Here is a 15,842-nt window from a genome sequence, read left to right as displayed (position 1 = left end):
ATGTTGAGGACGTTCTCAGCCATCATCCTGTCGGTCATGTTGACCGGTTGCGCCGGACTGTCGAAAGAGCAGTATGTCGTCTGCCCGTATGACATGGTCTGGCAAGCGGCGCTCGATACGATGAAGGACAGACCGCTGGCCGTCAAAGACAAGGAACGCGGGGTGATCGAAAGCGGGTGGACCGAGATGGCGGCTCCGGAGCGGGGGTTCGGCGTGTTCCGGAGAAACGCCTTCGACGACAAGGAGCGGGCGCGAATGATCGTAACGCTGAAGCGGCTCAACGACGTCACTGAGGTCAATGTGACCGAAAACCGAGAGCGCTGGCATCTCAAGGGAGGGGTGAGCAGCGGGGCCACCCGCTGGTGGCCCATCGAACCGTCCGAACAGGCGATGGCCTCGGTCATGGGGCGCATCAACTCTAAGTTGAAGGACCAAGGATGCTCACACGCGCAGTCCGCATAACGACGGTCGTCCTTCTCGTCGGCGTCGTAAACGTCGGGCCGGCGTCGTCGGAGCGGGTGTGGGATGCCGAGCTAGGTCGATATCTGACCCCGCAGGAGATGGCCGAGGAAGAAGTGTTCTTGACGGAGGATGAAGCCGCGCGCCTCATGTTTCCCAAGTCGGAGCGGATCGGGCAGGAGATTCTGCGCCTGAGCCCCGACCAAAAGAAGATGGTCGAGGAGCGCATCGGATGGCATTTCCCTGAAAATGAATTCACAGTGTACATCGGGAAGACCGGTGCGGAGGTCGACGGATATGCGGTCGTGCAAAACACGATCGGCAAGCACAAAGCGATCACGTATATGGTCGGGGTCGACCAAAAGGGCGAGGTGACCAACCTCGAGGTTCTTGTGTACCGGGAGGCCAAAGGATCCGAGGTGCGCACCAAGCGGTTCAATGCCCAATACGAGGGCAAGACCGTCTTCGATCCCATCCGCATCAATCGCGACATCATCAACATTACGGGCGCCACGATGTCGGTGCGTTCACTCAACGCGGGAGTGAAACGGACGCTCGTCTTGGTGGATGAGTTCTATCTCAAACCGCTCGGCAAAGGGAGCGACACGGTGCAGGCCAGGCGGGCGCAAAAAGGCTTCTTGGGCCGGATGTTCGACGACATGTTCGGACGCTGATGCGAAACTTCAACGTTCGGTTCAAGCTCCGCGACAGCGATCGGCATATCCGATTGATCTATACCATGTTCCTCCTCTTCATGCTGGGTGCCTTCGGGTTCTCATTCTTTTGGGCCCACAGCATGACGGAGCTGTCCCCACGCCAGGTCGCCGACCATTACCTGGGCTCCGACGCCACCTATGGGGAGCCCATGTCGTTTCGGGAGCTCGCGGAAATCACTCACTTCCATCTGTTCACGATGCCCGTCCTCTATCTGATCCTCATCCATGTGCTTTACCTGACTGACGCCAAGCCGCGGACGAAAGTGTGGACCACCTGGGCCTCCTTCGCGGCCATCTTTCTCGATCTCATCTCGCCGTGGTTGATTCGCTATCTCTCGCCGGTGTTTGCGCTGACGATGTTGCTCGGGGATCTCTTGCTCGCCGCGACGTTCCTCGTACTCTTTTTCGTGCCCCTCTACGAGCTGTGGATCCGGCGCCGCCCGCTGATGGCGCCCGGCCGTCCGGCCGAGGAGCGTTCGGCCCCCCTGCTCGCCGAGCACCCACAGCCGCGCTTGCCGTGATCCCCCCGCTCCGCGCTTCCTGTTTCCTGCTGCTTGCATTCCTGTTCTCAGGGCTCGCGCCATCGGCGGCCGCGGACGCCGTGGTCGTCAAGCGGAGCCAGATGTTGATGGGGACCTTGGTTTTCGTCACGGCGGTGGCGCCTGATGACGCCACGGCTCAGCAGGCGGCGGGGGCCGCCTTCTCCGAGATCCGTCGCCTGGAGGCGCTCCTCAGTACATGGATCCCGACCAGCGAGATTTCCCGGCTGAACGCAGCGGCTGGCCGAGCACCCGTTTCGCTGAGCCTTGACACGCTTGCCCTGCTCGAGCGCTCCCTCGAGATGGCCCGGCTCACAGACGGAGCATTCAATATCACGATGGGGCCGGTCATCGACGCCTGGAGCGTGACCGAACAGGCCCGCATACCAGACCCGGAACAACTCGCGCGCCTGTACCCGATCATCGATCTCGCGGGGCTTCAACTCGATCTCCGCACGGGCACGGCCTTTCTGACGCGGGCCGGCATGCGGGTCGACGTCGGGGGGATCGGCAAGGGGTTTGCCGCCGATTATGCGGTCACGGCCATGCAGAGAGCGGGCGCGATCGCGGGGGTCGTTGCGCTCTCAGGAGACATCAAGACCTTCGGTCAACCTCCGGATCGCGAGGCCTTTGTGTTCGGGATCCAGCATCCTCGTCAGGAGGGGGCCTTACTCGGCCGCCTGGAGCTTCGCGACGAAGCGATCTCCACGGCCGGGGACTACGAGCGCTTCTTCGAACGCGACGGCGTACGATACCACCATATTTTGGATCCGCGGACGCTCCAACCCGCGCGCGGATGCCAAAGCGTGACGGTGGTGGCCAAGGAAGGCGTCGTGGCCGATGGGCTGGATACCGGCATTTTTGTCATGGGCCCGGACCGTGGAATGGACCTGGTCGAACGACTGCCGGGCGTCGAAGCGATCATCGTCGATCGAGAAGGGCGCCTGCGCATCTCCTCGGGATTGAAGGCGCGACTGATCCTCACTGACCCAGGGACATAGGCGAGTGAAAGTGAGTGGAAAAGGCCAAACCGTTCCGCGATGCCTCCACCTCGTTTGAAGGGGTTGTGCCCACTTAGACTTCCGCTGTAGTCATTCACGGTGCCCTCGCCGTCGTGTTTGCTGATCGTCAAGGTCCTTGCCCGCTGATTCTTTTTTCTTTGCGCCTGAGTTCCGACTAGAGAGTCTCCGGGCGCTCGCGCTTGAAAGCGACTCTCAACCTCGGCAACAACGAAATTCAAAATCTCTCGCAATACGTATTGTGCTTGAATCGGCCCCGGGGGCTGTGTTGCAATCGGTACAGGACGAGCGCCTCCGCGCGCCGAGTCGTGGGCCTTTACGCAAGGAGGGAGTCATGAAGGCCAAAGAGGGTGTGGTCGAGCAATTGAACAAGATTCTGACGGCGGATCTCACCGCCATCAATCAGTACTTCGTGCATGCCAAGATGTGTGAAAACTGGGGCTACGAGCGCCTCCACCACAAAGTCCGGGAGCGGAGCTTCGATGAGATGAAGGATGCCGAGGAGTTGATCGAGCACATCCTCTATCTGGAAGGGGTCCCGAACATGCAGCGGCTTGGGACGGTGCAGGTCGGCGAGACGGTCCCGGAGCAGTTGAAGGCCGACCTTCGGGCTGAGCAGGAGATGCTGAAGCTCCATACCGAGGCAATCGCCCATTGTACGAAGGTCGGCGATTACACGACCCGTCACCTTCTCGAGGACATGGTGAAGGACGTCGACGGGCACATCGACTGGATCGAGACGCAATTGGAGACGATCAAGCAGGTGGGGCTCGAAAACTATCTCAGCGAACAGATCAAGAAGGAATCGTGAGATCGATTCAGGCCGGTTGCCGTGGACGGAATTGAACCGACCAAGCTGCGGGGGAAGCCATGAAGCCGAAAGAGGGTGTTGTCGATTTGTTGAACCGAGTCCTGACGGCGGAACTGACCGCGCTGCATCAGTATCTGCTCCATGCCTCGATGTGCGACAACTGGGGCTATGAGCGGTTGAGACATGAGTTCAGGGAACGCGGGACCGAGGAAGTCGATCATGCGTCCCAGTTGATGGACCACATTCTCTACCTCGAGGGCAAGCCGGACATGCAGCGGCTCGGAACCGTCAAGGGCGGGGACAGCATCCCCGAGCTGCTCAACGCCGACTTGGCCCTGGAGCAGGAGGACGTCAAGCTCCTGCAGGAGGCCATCAATCATTGTGCAAAGGTCGGCGACTATACGACGCGTCACAAGCTGGAAGACATGATCAAGGAGTCGGAAGAGCATATCGATTGGATCGAGACGCAGCAGCGGACGATCAAACAGGTGGGTTTGGAAAACTATCTGAGCGAGCAGATCAAGAAAGAAGGCAGCTAAGCGGTCGCGAGCTCAGTCCTCTCGGAGGACCTCGTGCCGGTGAGACAGTCTCAGCTTCCCGATCCGGCATTTCCGTGACGGAGCCGACGAGCGGCGTGCACGCTCCGCCGGTGGCGTGGTCGGGAAGCGACTGCTCCCGAACTTCACCGGAACATGATCTTTTTCACACTGTGGGCGGGAAACTCCACCTCGCCGAAATCGGATTCCCCCTTGAAGCTCCCCATGATGGCGAGGGCGAACTCGCCGCTCTTGCCGTTCCCGAGGGTGATGAGGAACACGGGAGGAGCCTTGTCTTCGCTTGGCTTCACGTCGATCTGTTTGATCGTCTCGAAGCGGACGTTGACCGTCGAGGTACCTCGTTTGACGGGGACCTGTTTGAGCTCATGGGGAACAAAGGCCGTCTCGCTGACCTTCTCCTCCCAATAGAAGAGAAAATTCTTGACCTCCGTCTCGAGTCCTTGAGCATCGGTCACGACGGCGGTGAAGCTCTTCTCGCTCTTGTTCTGCGCCCAGGCATTCGGTGGCGCCCCCACCGCCGACCAGACAGCCAACAGAACGATGGACCATTTCATCAGTAACGGCAGTGTCTTCACTGTACCTTCCCCCCGACCATGAGCAGATCCGTCTGGGTGGATCTGCAAACAATAGGACAATCCTTCCTTCGACGACGACTCAGTATGCTAGGAATCGACCGCGCACCAACGCCCGCGACTCCGCGCTATTGCAAGGTGTAGCTGATGGGCACGTTCACCACGATCTGAGGCTTTCCCAACGGGTGTTTCAGCTTCAACGGCGACGCTTGACGAATGACTTCCATCGCATCCTTGTCGAGAATCGTGTGCCCCGAGCTTTTGGCGATTTCCAACTCGGCGACCGTGCCGTCTGCTTTGATGACGGCGCGGAGCACGACTTGTCCTTCCCACCGATTCAGCCGGGCGATGTAGGGATACCGCTTGAGCTGCATGACCCGGTTCCAGAGAGCCTCGACCAGCCATTGATAGTCGGCTTTGGTCGCTGGGGCTGAACGAACCGCTTTTTGCTCGACCGGCGCGTGCTCCATGGCTGGCAGCTCCCGGGCCACCACCGACGCCGTTTCCTTGACCGGCGCTTCCTGAGGAGCGGTCACCGGTGCCGGCGTCGTCTCGACCACGGATCTCTCTGAAACGGACGGCGCGGATGCAACAGGGGCCGGGGTGTGAACGGCTGCGGCCACCGATTCGACCACTTCGGATGGGGTCGCCTCCGTCACGGGCTTTGACACCACGGCGGCTTCCTGGGGGCGAACCGATTCAGCGGCCTCTACGGCCTCCGCATGGGTGACCGACTGTTGGACGACGGGTTGGGCTTCGGCCACGACCCGGTGCTCGACGGGACGGCTCTCTCGCACAGCCTGCTGAAGGGGTGATTCCGTGACCGTCTGCTGAGGGGCCTCTTGGAGCGGTTGGACCTGCTGGGTCACCACCGGCGAGGGCGGAGTGATCGGTTGGGCGCGCTGCTCTATCGGCTGTTGGACGGTCTTAACGATCGGGGTAACGGTCTTCACCTCTTGTTGCACGATCTGCTCTGTCTGCTCTACCGGCCTCGCAACCTGCACCTGCCGGACCGGCTGGTGCTCGACCGGCTGCTTCTGGACCTGAGCGGGAGCAACGGGTGGCGAGGGAGGTGGAGTCGATTCCGACGGAGGATGGGCTTCCGACTTAGCCGGAGGATCTACCAGCGCCACATCCCAATGGAAGGGCTCCGGCTGAGGAGACAATCTCAGGTCGGCGACGAGGACCATGGCAACCACGAAGGCCCCAACGTGAAGAACCAGTGAAATCCCCCAGCCCTGCAGGGACTGGCGGCGGTCATGAAGGTGGAGCAACGGCAGTGTGCTCATGACCGCACGACCTCCAAGCTCACCTGCTTGAACCCGAGCCCGCGGACGTCGTCCACAACTTGGACGAAACGCTCCAAGACGGTGACGCGATCCGCCCGCACCAGCACCAGGGATTCGCGCGGATGAGAGCTCAGCAGCGCTTTCATCCCATCTTCAGAAACCGCCTGGTCGTTGAGAAAGAGCCCTCCGTCCGCCGTGAGCGTGATGACCAGCGGCACATCTTTACGGTCTCCGGCTTCTTTTGCCTTCGCCAGATCGACCGGGATATGTCCGGTCGTGATGAACGTGGCCGTCGTCAGTACGATCACGAGGAGAACCAGCATGACATCGACCAAGGGAATGACGTTGATCTGATCGAGCTCACGATCCATGTTGGACCTTGTACAGCGTGATCAGCTCGTTGACCCGCCGGCGAAGCACGTTGTTCATGACCACGCAGGGGATGGCCACGAGAAGCCCGACGGCGGTCGCCTTCAACGCCAGGCTCAGGCCGATCATGATCGTCGTCACGGCCATCGTGCCCGACGTTCCCATCGTGTGAAAGGTCAACATGATGCCGAGCACCGTGCCCAATAAGCCGATGTACGGGGCGTTGGCCGCGACGGTGCCGATCACGACGAGCCGTTTCGTCAGCGTGATCTCGAACACCTGTTGGTTGGGATATTGCGTGACGTCGACCCGCCGGTAAAACAGCCACCGCTCGACGGCGACCGCGACGGCCCACACGCTGAGCGCCATCAGCAATCCAATCACTCCGTAATCGACCGCGTCTTTCAAGGCTTCCATCGACGTATCCCGCTTCCCGGTGAATGTGAAGCCAGTACCATAAGCAAAAAGGAGCCGGCCCTGTCAATCGCAATTTGTTCTTCGAACAGGACGGTCATGGCGGCGAGGCCAGATTCTTCTCTTCAAACAACACGGTGTGGGTCGCAATGATCGTCAGCTCGACCGCGGTCCCGACCGGGTAGATGCTCGTCGAGGCCTCGCTGCTGTGAATGAGCCGGCCCGACGGCAGTGCGATCGTATACAGATTTTCGGAGCCGCGGAACTGCCGGGCAAGAATTCTGGAGCTGGCGTCCTCGTGGGGCACGATATGGATGTCATCGGGGCGGATCATCACGACGACTGACGTTCCCGACGCGGTCGGACTCTGGGTGGGGAACTCGCCCAGCTCCGTGAGGACCTTCCCATCGACCACGGTCCCCGGGATGAAATCAGCGTGCCCCACGAAATCGGCGACGAACGGGGTGGCCGGGGTGTGATAGATCGCCTCCGGCACGTCGAACTGCTCCAGGCGCCCGTTGTTCAGGACCGCGATGCGATCCGCCATGGCAAAGGCTTCTTCATGATCATGGGTGACGAGGAGCGCGGTCGTGTTCGTGTGGCGCAGGAGCTGTAAGAGCTCCTCGCGCATCTTCCCGGTCATATCGGGGTCGAGGTTGCTGAACGGCTCATCGAGCAAGAGCAGGACCGGCTTCTGGGCCAGTGCACGGGCCAGCGCCACGCGTTGCTGTTGACCGCCCGACAGCTCGTGCGGGTAGCGTCGCTCCAACCCGGTCAGCCCCACCAGCGCCAACATGGTCTCCACTTGCGCCCGCCGTTGAGCCTGGGGGAGGTGACCGAGGCCGAAGGCGATGTTGTCCGCCACGCGCAGATGCGGGAACAGCGCGTATTCCTGGAATACCATGCCGATGCGGCGGTGTTCCGTCGGCACCAGGAAGTCCCGACTTGAGACCAGTCGCCCTTGCAGGTAGATCTCTCCCGCCACGACCGCCTCGAAGCCGGCGATGGCTCGTAGCGTGGTCGTCTTTCCGCATCCGGAAGGACCGAGAAGGCAGAGAATCTCCCCTTCCTGTGCCGACAGCGAGATGTCGACGATCGCCGGCCGCCCGGGTTCATAGGCACAGGAGATCTTTGATACTTCCAGGACTGTCGCGCGATTGGCCGACTGCGGTGCCATGGCGGTCCGTACGTCAGTCCCAGGTGTCATTCCAGACAAAGGGCGGCCGGTTCTCTGGCTCATACGGGTCGCCGTGGCCGCCTCAGGCCGCACGCCAATCCCTGGCGACCAAGAGCAACAAGGCCGGCAGTGTCATCACCACGATCAGCAACGCGGCCGGGGCGGCGAGCTGAAAATACTCTTCGCTGGCTTCGAGCCAGACGCGAACCGCGAGCGTGTCGAACCCCACCGGGCGGAGCAGCAGCGTCGCCGGGAGCTCCTTCATGCACTGGAGAAAGACCAGGACCCACGCCACGATGAAACCGCTGCGCACCAGAGGAACGGTCACGCGACGCAGGGACTGCCAGGGCGTGAGCCCCAAGCTGCGGGCCGCTTCCTCGAGATTCGGCGTCACCTGCTGCAGCGCCGGCTCCATCGTCTGAAGGCCGGCGGGAAGAAAGTGTACGACATACGCGACGACCAATACCAGGATCGTCCCATACCAAAATGGAGCGAGATGCGAGAAAAGCATCAGCACGGCCAGCGCACCGACCGGCCCGGGCAGCACATAGCCCGCGTAGGCCGCCTGCAGACAGAGGATGTTGAACGTGGAATAGCGTCGTGTCGCCAAATACGCGAGGGGCGTGCCCAGCAGGACCGCGGTGGTGGCCGCCAGGCTCGAAAGGAGCGTGCTGTTCCAGATGAAGCCAAGGAACCGATCGTCGATGGCGCCTTCCCCGGCTGCCAGGATCGTCCATTTCACGAGCAGAAAGGCCGGGATCAAAAAGGAGAGTGCGACCACGCCCGCACAGTAGCCGGCGGCCAAGACGCCGCCGGGGGTCCCCAGCCTCTTTCGCGGGGCCACCCGGTAGCGGCCGGTCGTTTGATAAAACCGGCTCCGTTCTCGGAACCACCGTTCCGCCGCCAGGAAGATCAGCGCACCGAGAACGAGCAGGACGCTGAGCACGGAAGCCGCCGCCTGGTCGTATCGGCCCGTCATCTGCTGATACACGGCATAGGTGAAGGTCTGGTAGCGGAGCAGAGAGACGGCGCCGAAGTCCGAGACCACGTAGAGGAGGACGAGCGACAGCCCGGCCACGATGGCGGGTCTGACGAGGGGCAGCGTCACACGGGAGAGAATCGCCAGGCGGGTGAGGCCGCACGCCCGCCCCACCTCCTCGAAGGACACGTTGAGGTTGAGGAGGGCCGCCCGGGTGAGCAGATAAACGAAGGGAAACGTATCGAGCGTCATCACGAGTGTGGCGCCGGCGAAGCTCTGAGGCGGAAAGACCTTGGCGTCCGGCCCAGCGAGCGTCCGCCAGGCCTGCTCGACCGGCCCCCCGACGCCCAAGAGATAGGTGTAGACGTAGGCGAGCACGTATGTCGGCATCGTCAGTGGAAGGACGAGCGCCCATTGCCAGAGGCCGCGGCCCCAAAAGTCGAACCGTACGACGAGCCAGGCCAGCGACACACCCAGCAGCAACGTCCCGATCGAGACACCGACCGCCAGGGTGCCGGTGTTCGACAACAGCTCGGGAATGCGTGTATGCCAGAGCCGCGCCCAGACGTCCGCGTGGGCCGAGAGCGCCAGAGCCGTAATGTAGAGCAGCGGGAGGAAGACGAACACGGCGACCGAGACGCCCAGGAGGGAAAGAGAAGACGGCAGGATTTGGCGTAGGGCGGCGGTCATCAGCGCGACTCAGCGGAGCCCGACCTGCTCGATCAAGCCCATGGTCGGTTCACGCAGTTCGCCGAGCCGGACGAGCGGGACGGTCGCGGCGCGAAAGGTCTGCCGCGGCGGCAGGGCGGGATCAGGCTGGATCTGCGGGTTGAGCGGATACTCCTTGTTCAGGTCGGCGAACATCTTCTGTCCTTCGGGCGAGATCAGGAAATCGACCAGGCGCTTCGCAAGCTCCGGATGGCGGCTGTGGGCCGCGATGCCGGCCCCGGCGGCGTTGAGGATCACCCCCATGCCCCCTTCCTGCTGATCGGGCATCAGCAGGGCGATCGGCGCGTGCGGCTGCGCCTCCAGATATCGGTAGATGTAGTAATGGTTGACGATGCCGACCGCCGCCTGCCCCTTGGCCACGGCCTCGACGATCTGGGAGCTTTTCCCGTACACCTGATTCCCTGCGTTCGCCTTGAGGCCGTGGAGGAATTGTTGCGTCCGCTGATCGCCGTGCACGGCCTTGATCACGGAGACGCCTGCCTGCAAGTACTCGCTTCCCGCGTTCGGAATCGCGATCTTTCCCTTCCACTTCGGGTCCGCCAAGTCCAGGATCGACCCGATGTCGTCAGGCTTGACCAGTGTCGAATTGTAGACGATCACCCACAATCTCCCCGAGATCCCCACCCAACTGTTATCCGGTGCACGAAAGGCGGCCGGGATCTTTGCGTCGTAGGCCTGAGGATCCAGGGGCAGGAGGAGTTTCAGCTCACGCGCCCGCTCGAGGCTCCCGGCATCGTTCGTGATGAACACATCCGCGGGCGTCCGTTCCCCCTCGGCCTGGAGCCGGTTGACGAGCTCGGTCGTGCCTGAGGACAGCAGATCGACCTGGATGCCGCTCTTTGCTTGAAAGGCGTCGAGGACCGGCTTGATCAAGCGTTCCGCGCGCCCTGAGTAGACGACCAGGCGGTCAGCGGCGAAGCTGTCGACCGCCAGGAAGAACGACAGCGAGACCAGGGCCGTCAGGAGGGCCGGCAGATGGATACGCTGGGTGATGCGGGATTCCGACACGTCCTACCCCGTTTCCGCCCCCGCCGGCCGTTCGGGGACTGAAAATGAAATTGATTTGTTCTCTCAAAACGATACCAAAAAAAGTGGACGATGGTCAATGGCGGCAGCCGGCGCAGAGACCGTAGAGCTCGAGGCGGTGGGTTTCGATCGTAAAGCCGTTGCGGCGCGCCACTTCTTCCTGGAGCCGCTCGATGTCGCAATTCTCGAACTCCACGATCTTGCCGCAGGACGTGCAAATCAGGTGATCGTGGTGGCCCTTGTGGCTGACGTTGTCGTACTGCGTCTGGGTGCCGAAGTGCCGCGCCTGCGCGAGGCCCGCTTCGCAGAACAGATTGAGGGTCCGGTAAATCGTGGCCAGCCCGATGTGGGGGTCCTTCTTGGAGAGCTGGCGGTACATCTGTTCCGCCGTGATGTGCTCGTTCTTCAGGAACACGTTGAGAATCTGTTCTCGCTGGCGGGTGAGCTTGAGCTGGTGCTTGGCCAGGTGGTCCTTGAGGACCTCGATTTCCTTTGAATGTTTGGACACCCCGGCCCCCATCGGCTCTTTCATACGTGTGAGTATTAAAAGACAAGTGATGGGTCGCGGTCAAGCCAGCGTCGCAACGCTACAGCACGTCGGACGGCGGTACCGCGACGGACTTTGCCCGCCATCAGGGGTGCCGTTGCATTGACCCCGTCCTTTTCGAGCGACTATAGTCTGAACAGAGGCCTTGTTCACCGGGTTCACCGGGCAGGCCGGGAGGGAACGATGGCGGTTGCGAAAGTGGACAACTTCATCAATGGGAAGTGGCAGACCGCGCCCAAGACGGAGTGGTTCGAAAGCCGGAATCCGGCGAACCCGGATGAGGTCCTCGGACTGTTCCCCCAGTCGACGGCCGAGGACGTGGAAGCCGCCGTGGCCGCGGCCGCCTCGGCGTTTGACGGCTGGCGGGCGCTGGGGCTCGTCAAGCGAGCCGAGTCCCTGCTCGCGGTCGCGAAGCTGATGGAGGCCGACAAGGAATCGCTTGCGCAAGTCGTGGCGCATGAGGCGGGCAAACAGATCAACGAGGCTCGGGCGGACGTCATCGAAGCCATCCATACCGCCGAGTATGCGTTCTCCTACGGGCACATCGGGCAGTACGGCAAGGTGCTGGCCGACGAGGTGCCGACCAAGCGCTGTTTCGAAGTGTCGGAGCCGCGCGGGGTGGTGGTCGCGATCACGCCATGGAATTTCCCGATCGCGCTGCCGTTCTGGCTGACGGGCCTCTCCTTGGTCGTGGGGAACTGCGTGATCCTGAAGCCGAGTGAGTACACGCCCCTGTGCGGCGCGAAGATCGCCGGGTACTTCGAACAAGCCGGCGTGCCGGCGGGCGTTTTTCAAGTGCTCCAAGGGACGGGAGAAGCGGTCGGCAGCCGCCTCGTCTCGCATCCGAGGACACAGGTCGTGCTCTTCACCGGCAGCTACGAAGTCGGGCGTCAAATCAAAATGGAAGTCGCCACGCATGCGGACAAGGTCTGTACGATCGAAACCGGCGGCAAGAACGCCGTCCTGATCATGGATGACGCCGACCTCGACATGGCCGTGTCGGCAAGCGTGCTGTCCGCCTTCAAGACGGCCGGACAACGGTGCGTCACGGCCGGCCGTTTGCTCGTGGACGAACGCGTCGCCGATCGCTTCACCGACCAATTCGTCTCGGCGGCGAAACGGGTGACGGTCGGCAATCCCCTCGACGAGCATGCGTTCTATGGCGCGATGATCAATGAGCAGGGGGTCGAAAAGGGGCGTCGGTTCAACGAGATGGCGCGCCGCGAGGGATTTGAGATCCTCCTCGATCGCAACAACGAGCCCCCGCCGACGTCCAAGGGCTACTGGTTGAGGCCGTTCGTCTATCGGGGGCGGTGGCGATCAGACAGTGTCTGCCTGACCGAGGAGGCGTTCAGCCCGCACGTCGCGGTCGTCCCGGTGCGCGGGATCGAAGAGGCCGTCCGCGTGTACAACGACACCAAGTACGGCTTGTCGGGCGCCATCATCACTGAGGATTATCGGAAGGCCAAGTATGCCGAGGAGCACATGAAGTGCGGCATCTTCTACTGGAACCTGCCGTGCATCGGGGCCGGTGTGCGGATGCCGTTCGGGGGGGTGAAGCAGTCCGGGAACCTCATCCCGTCCGCCGCCGGCCTGCTTCCCGTGATCACCCATCCCAAGGCCATCACGTACAACTTGGATAGGACCATCGTGATGGCCCAGGGCCTAAAGGCGGAGATTAAGTGAAGGTTGAGGCTGAGGTTCAGGTTGAGGAAGTTAAGGAAGTTGAGGAAGTGTTAAGGCTGAGCCATCCGTTGCTTTTTTGGCTCTGCCTTAACCTCAACCTTAACCTGAACCTGTCATGAGAAAGCCCAACCACATCACCGTGGACCGCGTGCTCCTGCTGTATCTGCTCCAGTTGGCCGAGCCGCATGGGCTGCTCAACGACGTCAAGCTCCAGCAACTCGCCTTCTTGTGCGAGTTGCAGATGTTCGCGAAGGGGATGAAAGGGCTGCACTTCGAGTTCTTCCGGTACGCCTACGGGGCCTTCAGTAAGGATCTGGACAACGACTTGACGTCGTTGCGGCGCAAGGAGCGGGTCGAAAACTTCAGCGTGACCGAGCAGGCGGAGAAGGCGATCGAGTTGGTTCTCGAGGCGGTCGACAAGACCGAGGGCGATCAGGCGGACACGAATGCGCAGGTGATCGAGATTCTCCGCGCGGTGGTGGGCCACTATGGGACGCAGGACACCGATGCGATCACCAAATCCGTCGAGGCGGTCGAGATCAGCACGCCGGCGCAACCCGAGTTCAAGATCGCCATCCGCGACGTCTCCTTCCATACGATCCTGCTCGTCCCCAGCCGGATCGAGACGAAAAGCGAGTTCCTGATCCCGGTCTCGGTGCTCGCACGCATCAACGCCACCCTCGGCTACTAGTCCCGCTCACAGTCCATCGCGCCCGCCTGATCCAGGGGTAAGCCAGATTCTCGGGGGCCTCGGCGATCTAGACCGCATAGTGGTCTTTCAGGTGCTCGGCCTGTCGCCGGAGAATCCAGCGGACGAGCCGGTCTTCATCATGAGGCGGGAGGTCGACGAACCGCGCCCCGATACGCCGAGTCGTGGGCAGGCGGGGGAGCGGATCCGAGTGCAGCACTCTGGCCTGCGCCCGTAGGATCGAGCCCTGGCCCAGATCCAGCACGACCCGCAAGAGATCCCCGACGCCGTACCGGTTGGCGGTGAGGAAGCCCATCCCGCCGGCGCTGATGTTGATCCTGCTTTCCGCGAGCGGCGGCTCCTGCTCGGATGAGGCGAGCGTGATGCCGACGGGCATCGTCGTAGACAGACGAAAACTCTCTCGCCGCTCAGCGGACACCGCCGGGCCTCGGCCGGAGCAAGAAGGCGGTCGCCGCTCCAAAAAACGGGGGCAGGTATCCGGCGAGCGGCTTCATCGTCGCCTCTATCCTCCCAATCGGTACAGTTCGCCGTATTTCGTTTCAAGGTAGTGCAGGAACGGCTCCGGCGTCAGCGCGGCGCCGGTGACCCGCTGCATCAGGTGCTCTGCGGTGAACATACGCCCCCACCGGTGGACCTTCTGGTTGAGCCACCTGGTGAGCACCACCAGGCGTCCCGCCTCGATCTCCGCATCCAGGTGCGACATCTCACGGCGGGCCTGTCCGTACAACTGGGCGGCGTACAGATTGCCGAGCGTGTAGGTGGGAAAATAGCCGAACGCACCCAGCGACCAATGGACGTCCTGGAGCACGCCGTCCGCCTCGGTGGGCGCCGAGATGCCCAAGTACTCGCGCATCTTCTCGTTCCACCGTGACGGCAGATCTTCCACCCGGACCCGCCCTTCGATCAGGTCCTGTTCGAGGTCGAACCGCAGCATGATGTGGAGATTGTACGTCAACTCGTCGGCTTCGACGCGAATCAGGGTCGGCTTGACGCGATTGATCGCCGCGTAGAAGTCGTCCAGCGCCACGTGGTCCAGTTGCTCGGGAAACACCTGCCGGAGCATCGGATAGAAGCACCGCCAGAAGGGGCGGCTCCGCCCGACGCAGTTCTCCCACAGCCGGGACTGGCTTTCATGGATCCCCAACGAGAGGGCCTCGCCGAGCGGCGTCCCATACCGATCCGGATCCAATCCCTGATCATACAGGCCGTGCCCCCCCTCGTGAATACAACTGAACAGGCAAGCGGGAAGCTCCTGCTCGTACACCCGGGTGGTCACCCGGACGTCGGTGGGATGGAAGGAGGTCGTGAACGGGTGCGCCGACAGGTCGAGGCGCCCGCGCCGGAAGTCGTAGCCCATGGCGGTCAACACCAGCTTGCCGAACTCGATCTGGCGGTCGGCCGGGTACCGTTGGAACAAGACCCCGTCGTCGATCTTGACGTCCGACTGCAGCACTCGGGTCAGCAACGGCACCAAGCGGGCTTTCAGCGCGGCAAAGATCGGTTGCAGGTGCGAGACCGTCATCCGCGGCTCGTAGTGGTCGAGCAGGGCATCGTAAGGCCTGTCCGCATATCCCAGATAGTCCGCCTCTTCCCGCTTGAGCGCGAGCACTGTCCGCAGGTGCGGGAGGAACAGCTGATAGTCGTTCTTCTGTTTCGCCTCGGCCCATACCTGCTGGGCGATCGACGTCTCACGGGCGAGCCGGCTCACGAAGTCCGAGGGCAGCTTCTTCGCCCGGCTGAAATCCCGCCAGACTTCCCGCAAGAGGGCTCGAGCCGACTCATCCCATGGCTCTCCGCCCGCGTCGGACGCCTGACCCGTGGCCGGATCGACCCACTGTCCGAGCAGCCGTTCGATGTCGGGACCGATCAACCGGTCGTGGGCCAAAGTCTGGAGTGTTGCGATCTGCTCGGCTCTGGCCTCGCCGCCGCCGGGAGGCATGTAGGTTTCTTGGTCCCACGACAGCAGGGAGGCGGTACTGTTGAGGTGCTGAATCTCGCGCAGCCGGGCGGTCAAGGGAGCGAGTGTAGCCAGGGTCTTCATCGGCGGCTCTCCATCACGAGGCCCATCGGGCGGCAACGGTGCAGTGTACGCAGGCACGGATATTTTGTCGATGGCAAGGAGGAGTCGTTCTCACCGGGCGTCCTGCTCCAGATCCCATGGCCATGTAACACCGCGTTGAATCAAAGAAATCCCTTGACTGCTCGATCCGCCGCTGCTATAAGCCGCGCCAATGCCGCCGCCTG

Annotated in this window: 18 protein-coding genes; 8 read left to right on the top strand and 10 right to left on the bottom strand. The window is 62.3% G+C overall.

Features of this window, described 5'->3' with window-relative positions:
- From ACWHYV_RS16905 to bfr (ACWHYV_RS16880), 6 genes are all read left to right on the top strand, one after another.
- On the top strand, positions 1-462 hold the full coding sequence (locus ACWHYV_RS16905) for a hypothetical protein (RefSeq protein ID WP_447977666.1): 462 nt from the start codon (positions 1-3) through the stop codon (positions 460-462).
- Positions 438-1,133: an FMN-binding protein gene (locus ACWHYV_RS16900; RefSeq protein WP_447977665.1), complete on the top strand. Its 696-nt coding sequence runs from the start codon at positions 438-440 to the stop codon at positions 1,131-1,133. The genes ACWHYV_RS16905 and ACWHYV_RS16900 overlap by 25 nt, the downstream gene beginning before the upstream one ends.
- Positions 1,133-1,696 carry a hypothetical protein gene (locus ACWHYV_RS16895; RefSeq protein WP_447977664.1) on the top strand — a complete coding sequence of 188 codons (564 nt, stop codon included), beginning with the start codon at positions 1,133-1,135 and terminating at the stop codon, positions 1,694-1,696. Before ACWHYV_RS16900 ends, ACWHYV_RS16895 begins: the two co-directional genes overlap by 1 nt.
- Positions 1,693-2,715, top strand: coding sequence for an FAD:protein FMN transferase (locus ACWHYV_RS16890; RefSeq protein ID WP_447977663.1), 1,023 nt, complete (start codon positions 1,693-1,695; stop codon positions 2,713-2,715). The genes ACWHYV_RS16895 and ACWHYV_RS16890 overlap by 4 nt, the downstream gene beginning before the upstream one ends.
- Before the next feature lie 352 nt (positions 2,716-3,067).
- A complete protein-coding gene (gene bfr / locus ACWHYV_RS16885) occupies positions 3,068-3,544 on the top strand; it encodes a bacterioferritin (RefSeq protein ID WP_447977662.1) in 477 nt (158 codons plus the stop codon).
- Between the two features lie 59 nt (positions 3,545-3,603).
- Positions 3,604-4,083 (top strand): bacterioferritin, encoded by a 480-nt coding sequence (bfr, locus tag ACWHYV_RS16880; RefSeq protein WP_447977661.1) that lies wholly within the window; start codon positions 3,604-3,606, stop codon positions 4,081-4,083.
- A 143-nt stretch (positions 4,084-4,226) separates the two neighbouring features.
- Here bfr (ACWHYV_RS16880) and ACWHYV_RS16875 read toward each other — a convergent pair whose 3' ends face one another.
- From ACWHYV_RS16875 to ACWHYV_RS16840, 8 genes are all read right to left on the bottom strand, one after another.
- Positions 4,227-4,676, bottom strand: a complete 450-nt coding sequence (locus tag ACWHYV_RS16875) for a hypothetical protein (protein ID WP_447977660.1) — start codon at positions 4,674-4,676, stop codon at positions 4,227-4,229.
- A gap of 125 nt (positions 4,677-4,801) precedes the next feature.
- Positions 4,802-5,962 carry a TonB family protein gene (locus tag ACWHYV_RS16870; protein WP_447977659.1) on the bottom strand — a complete coding sequence of 387 codons (1,161 nt, stop codon included), beginning with the start codon at positions 5,960-5,962 and terminating at the stop codon, positions 4,802-4,804.
- Positions 5,959-6,333, bottom strand: a complete 375-nt coding sequence (locus ACWHYV_RS16865; protein ID WP_447977658.1) for a biopolymer transporter ExbD — start codon at positions 6,331-6,333, stop codon at positions 5,959-5,961. The genes ACWHYV_RS16870 and ACWHYV_RS16865 overlap by 4 nt, the downstream gene beginning before the upstream one ends.
- The gene (exbB, locus tag ACWHYV_RS16860; protein ID WP_447977657.1) at positions 6,323-6,748 is read right to left on the bottom strand and encodes a TonB-system energizer ExbB; all 426 of its coding nucleotides are present in this window, start codon (positions 6,746-6,748) and stop codon (positions 6,323-6,325) included. The genes ACWHYV_RS16865 and exbB overlap by 11 nt, the downstream gene beginning before the upstream one ends.
- Positions 6,749-6,842: 94 nt before the next feature.
- Positions 6,843-7,922, bottom strand: a complete 1,080-nt coding sequence (locus tag ACWHYV_RS16855) for an ABC transporter ATP-binding protein (protein WP_447977656.1) — start codon at positions 7,920-7,922, stop codon at positions 6,843-6,845.
- 82 nt (positions 7,923-8,004) lie between these two features.
- Positions 8,005-9,591, bottom strand: a complete 1,587-nt coding sequence (locus ACWHYV_RS16850; RefSeq protein WP_447977655.1) for an ABC transporter permease — start codon at positions 9,589-9,591, stop codon at positions 8,005-8,007.
- A 9-nt stretch (positions 9,592-9,600) separates the two neighbouring features.
- A complete protein-coding gene (locus ACWHYV_RS16845) occupies positions 9,601-10,638 on the bottom strand; it encodes an extracellular solute-binding protein (RefSeq protein WP_447977654.1) in 1,038 nt (345 codons plus the stop codon).
- 94 nt (positions 10,639-10,732) lie between these two features.
- On the bottom strand, positions 10,733-11,188 hold the full coding sequence (locus ACWHYV_RS16840; protein ID WP_447977653.1) for a Fur family transcriptional regulator: 456 nt from the start codon (positions 11,186-11,188) through the stop codon (positions 10,733-10,735).
- A gap of 198 nt (positions 11,189-11,386) precedes the next feature.
- Here ACWHYV_RS16840 and ACWHYV_RS16835 point away from each other — a divergent pair, with 198 nt between their 5' ends.
- Complete coding sequence (locus ACWHYV_RS16835; RefSeq protein ID WP_447977652.1) at positions 11,387-12,889, top strand: aldehyde dehydrogenase family protein; 1,503 nt, start codon at positions 11,387-11,389, stop codon at positions 12,887-12,889.
- Positions 12,890-13,004: 115 nt separating this feature from the next.
- Positions 13,005-13,580 carry a hypothetical protein gene (locus ACWHYV_RS16830; protein ID WP_447977651.1) on the top strand — a complete coding sequence of 192 codons (576 nt, stop codon included), beginning with the start codon at positions 13,005-13,007 and terminating at the stop codon, positions 13,578-13,580.
- Positions 13,581-13,647: 67 nt separating this feature from the next.
- On the opposite strand, the gene ACWHYV_RS16825 is transcribed toward ACWHYV_RS16830, so the two are convergent.
- Both ACWHYV_RS16825 and ACWHYV_RS16820 read right to left on the bottom strand, forming a co-directional pair.
- Positions 13,648-14,016 (bottom strand): flagellar brake protein, encoded by a 369-nt coding sequence (locus tag ACWHYV_RS16825; protein ID WP_447977650.1) that lies wholly within the window; start codon positions 14,014-14,016, stop codon positions 13,648-13,650.
- An 84-nt stretch (positions 14,017-14,100) separates the two neighbouring features.
- Positions 14,101-15,639, bottom strand: coding sequence for a carboxypeptidase M32 (locus ACWHYV_RS16820; protein WP_447977649.1), 1,539 nt, complete (start codon positions 15,637-15,639; stop codon positions 14,101-14,103).
- Between the last annotated feature and the right edge of the window lie 203 nt (positions 15,640-15,842).

It is taken from the genome of Candidatus Nitrospira bockiana (assembly GCF_965152565.1).
The sequence above is the reverse complement of the archived record's forward strand: the minus strand, read 5'-3'. Positions and strand labels throughout refer to the sequence as shown.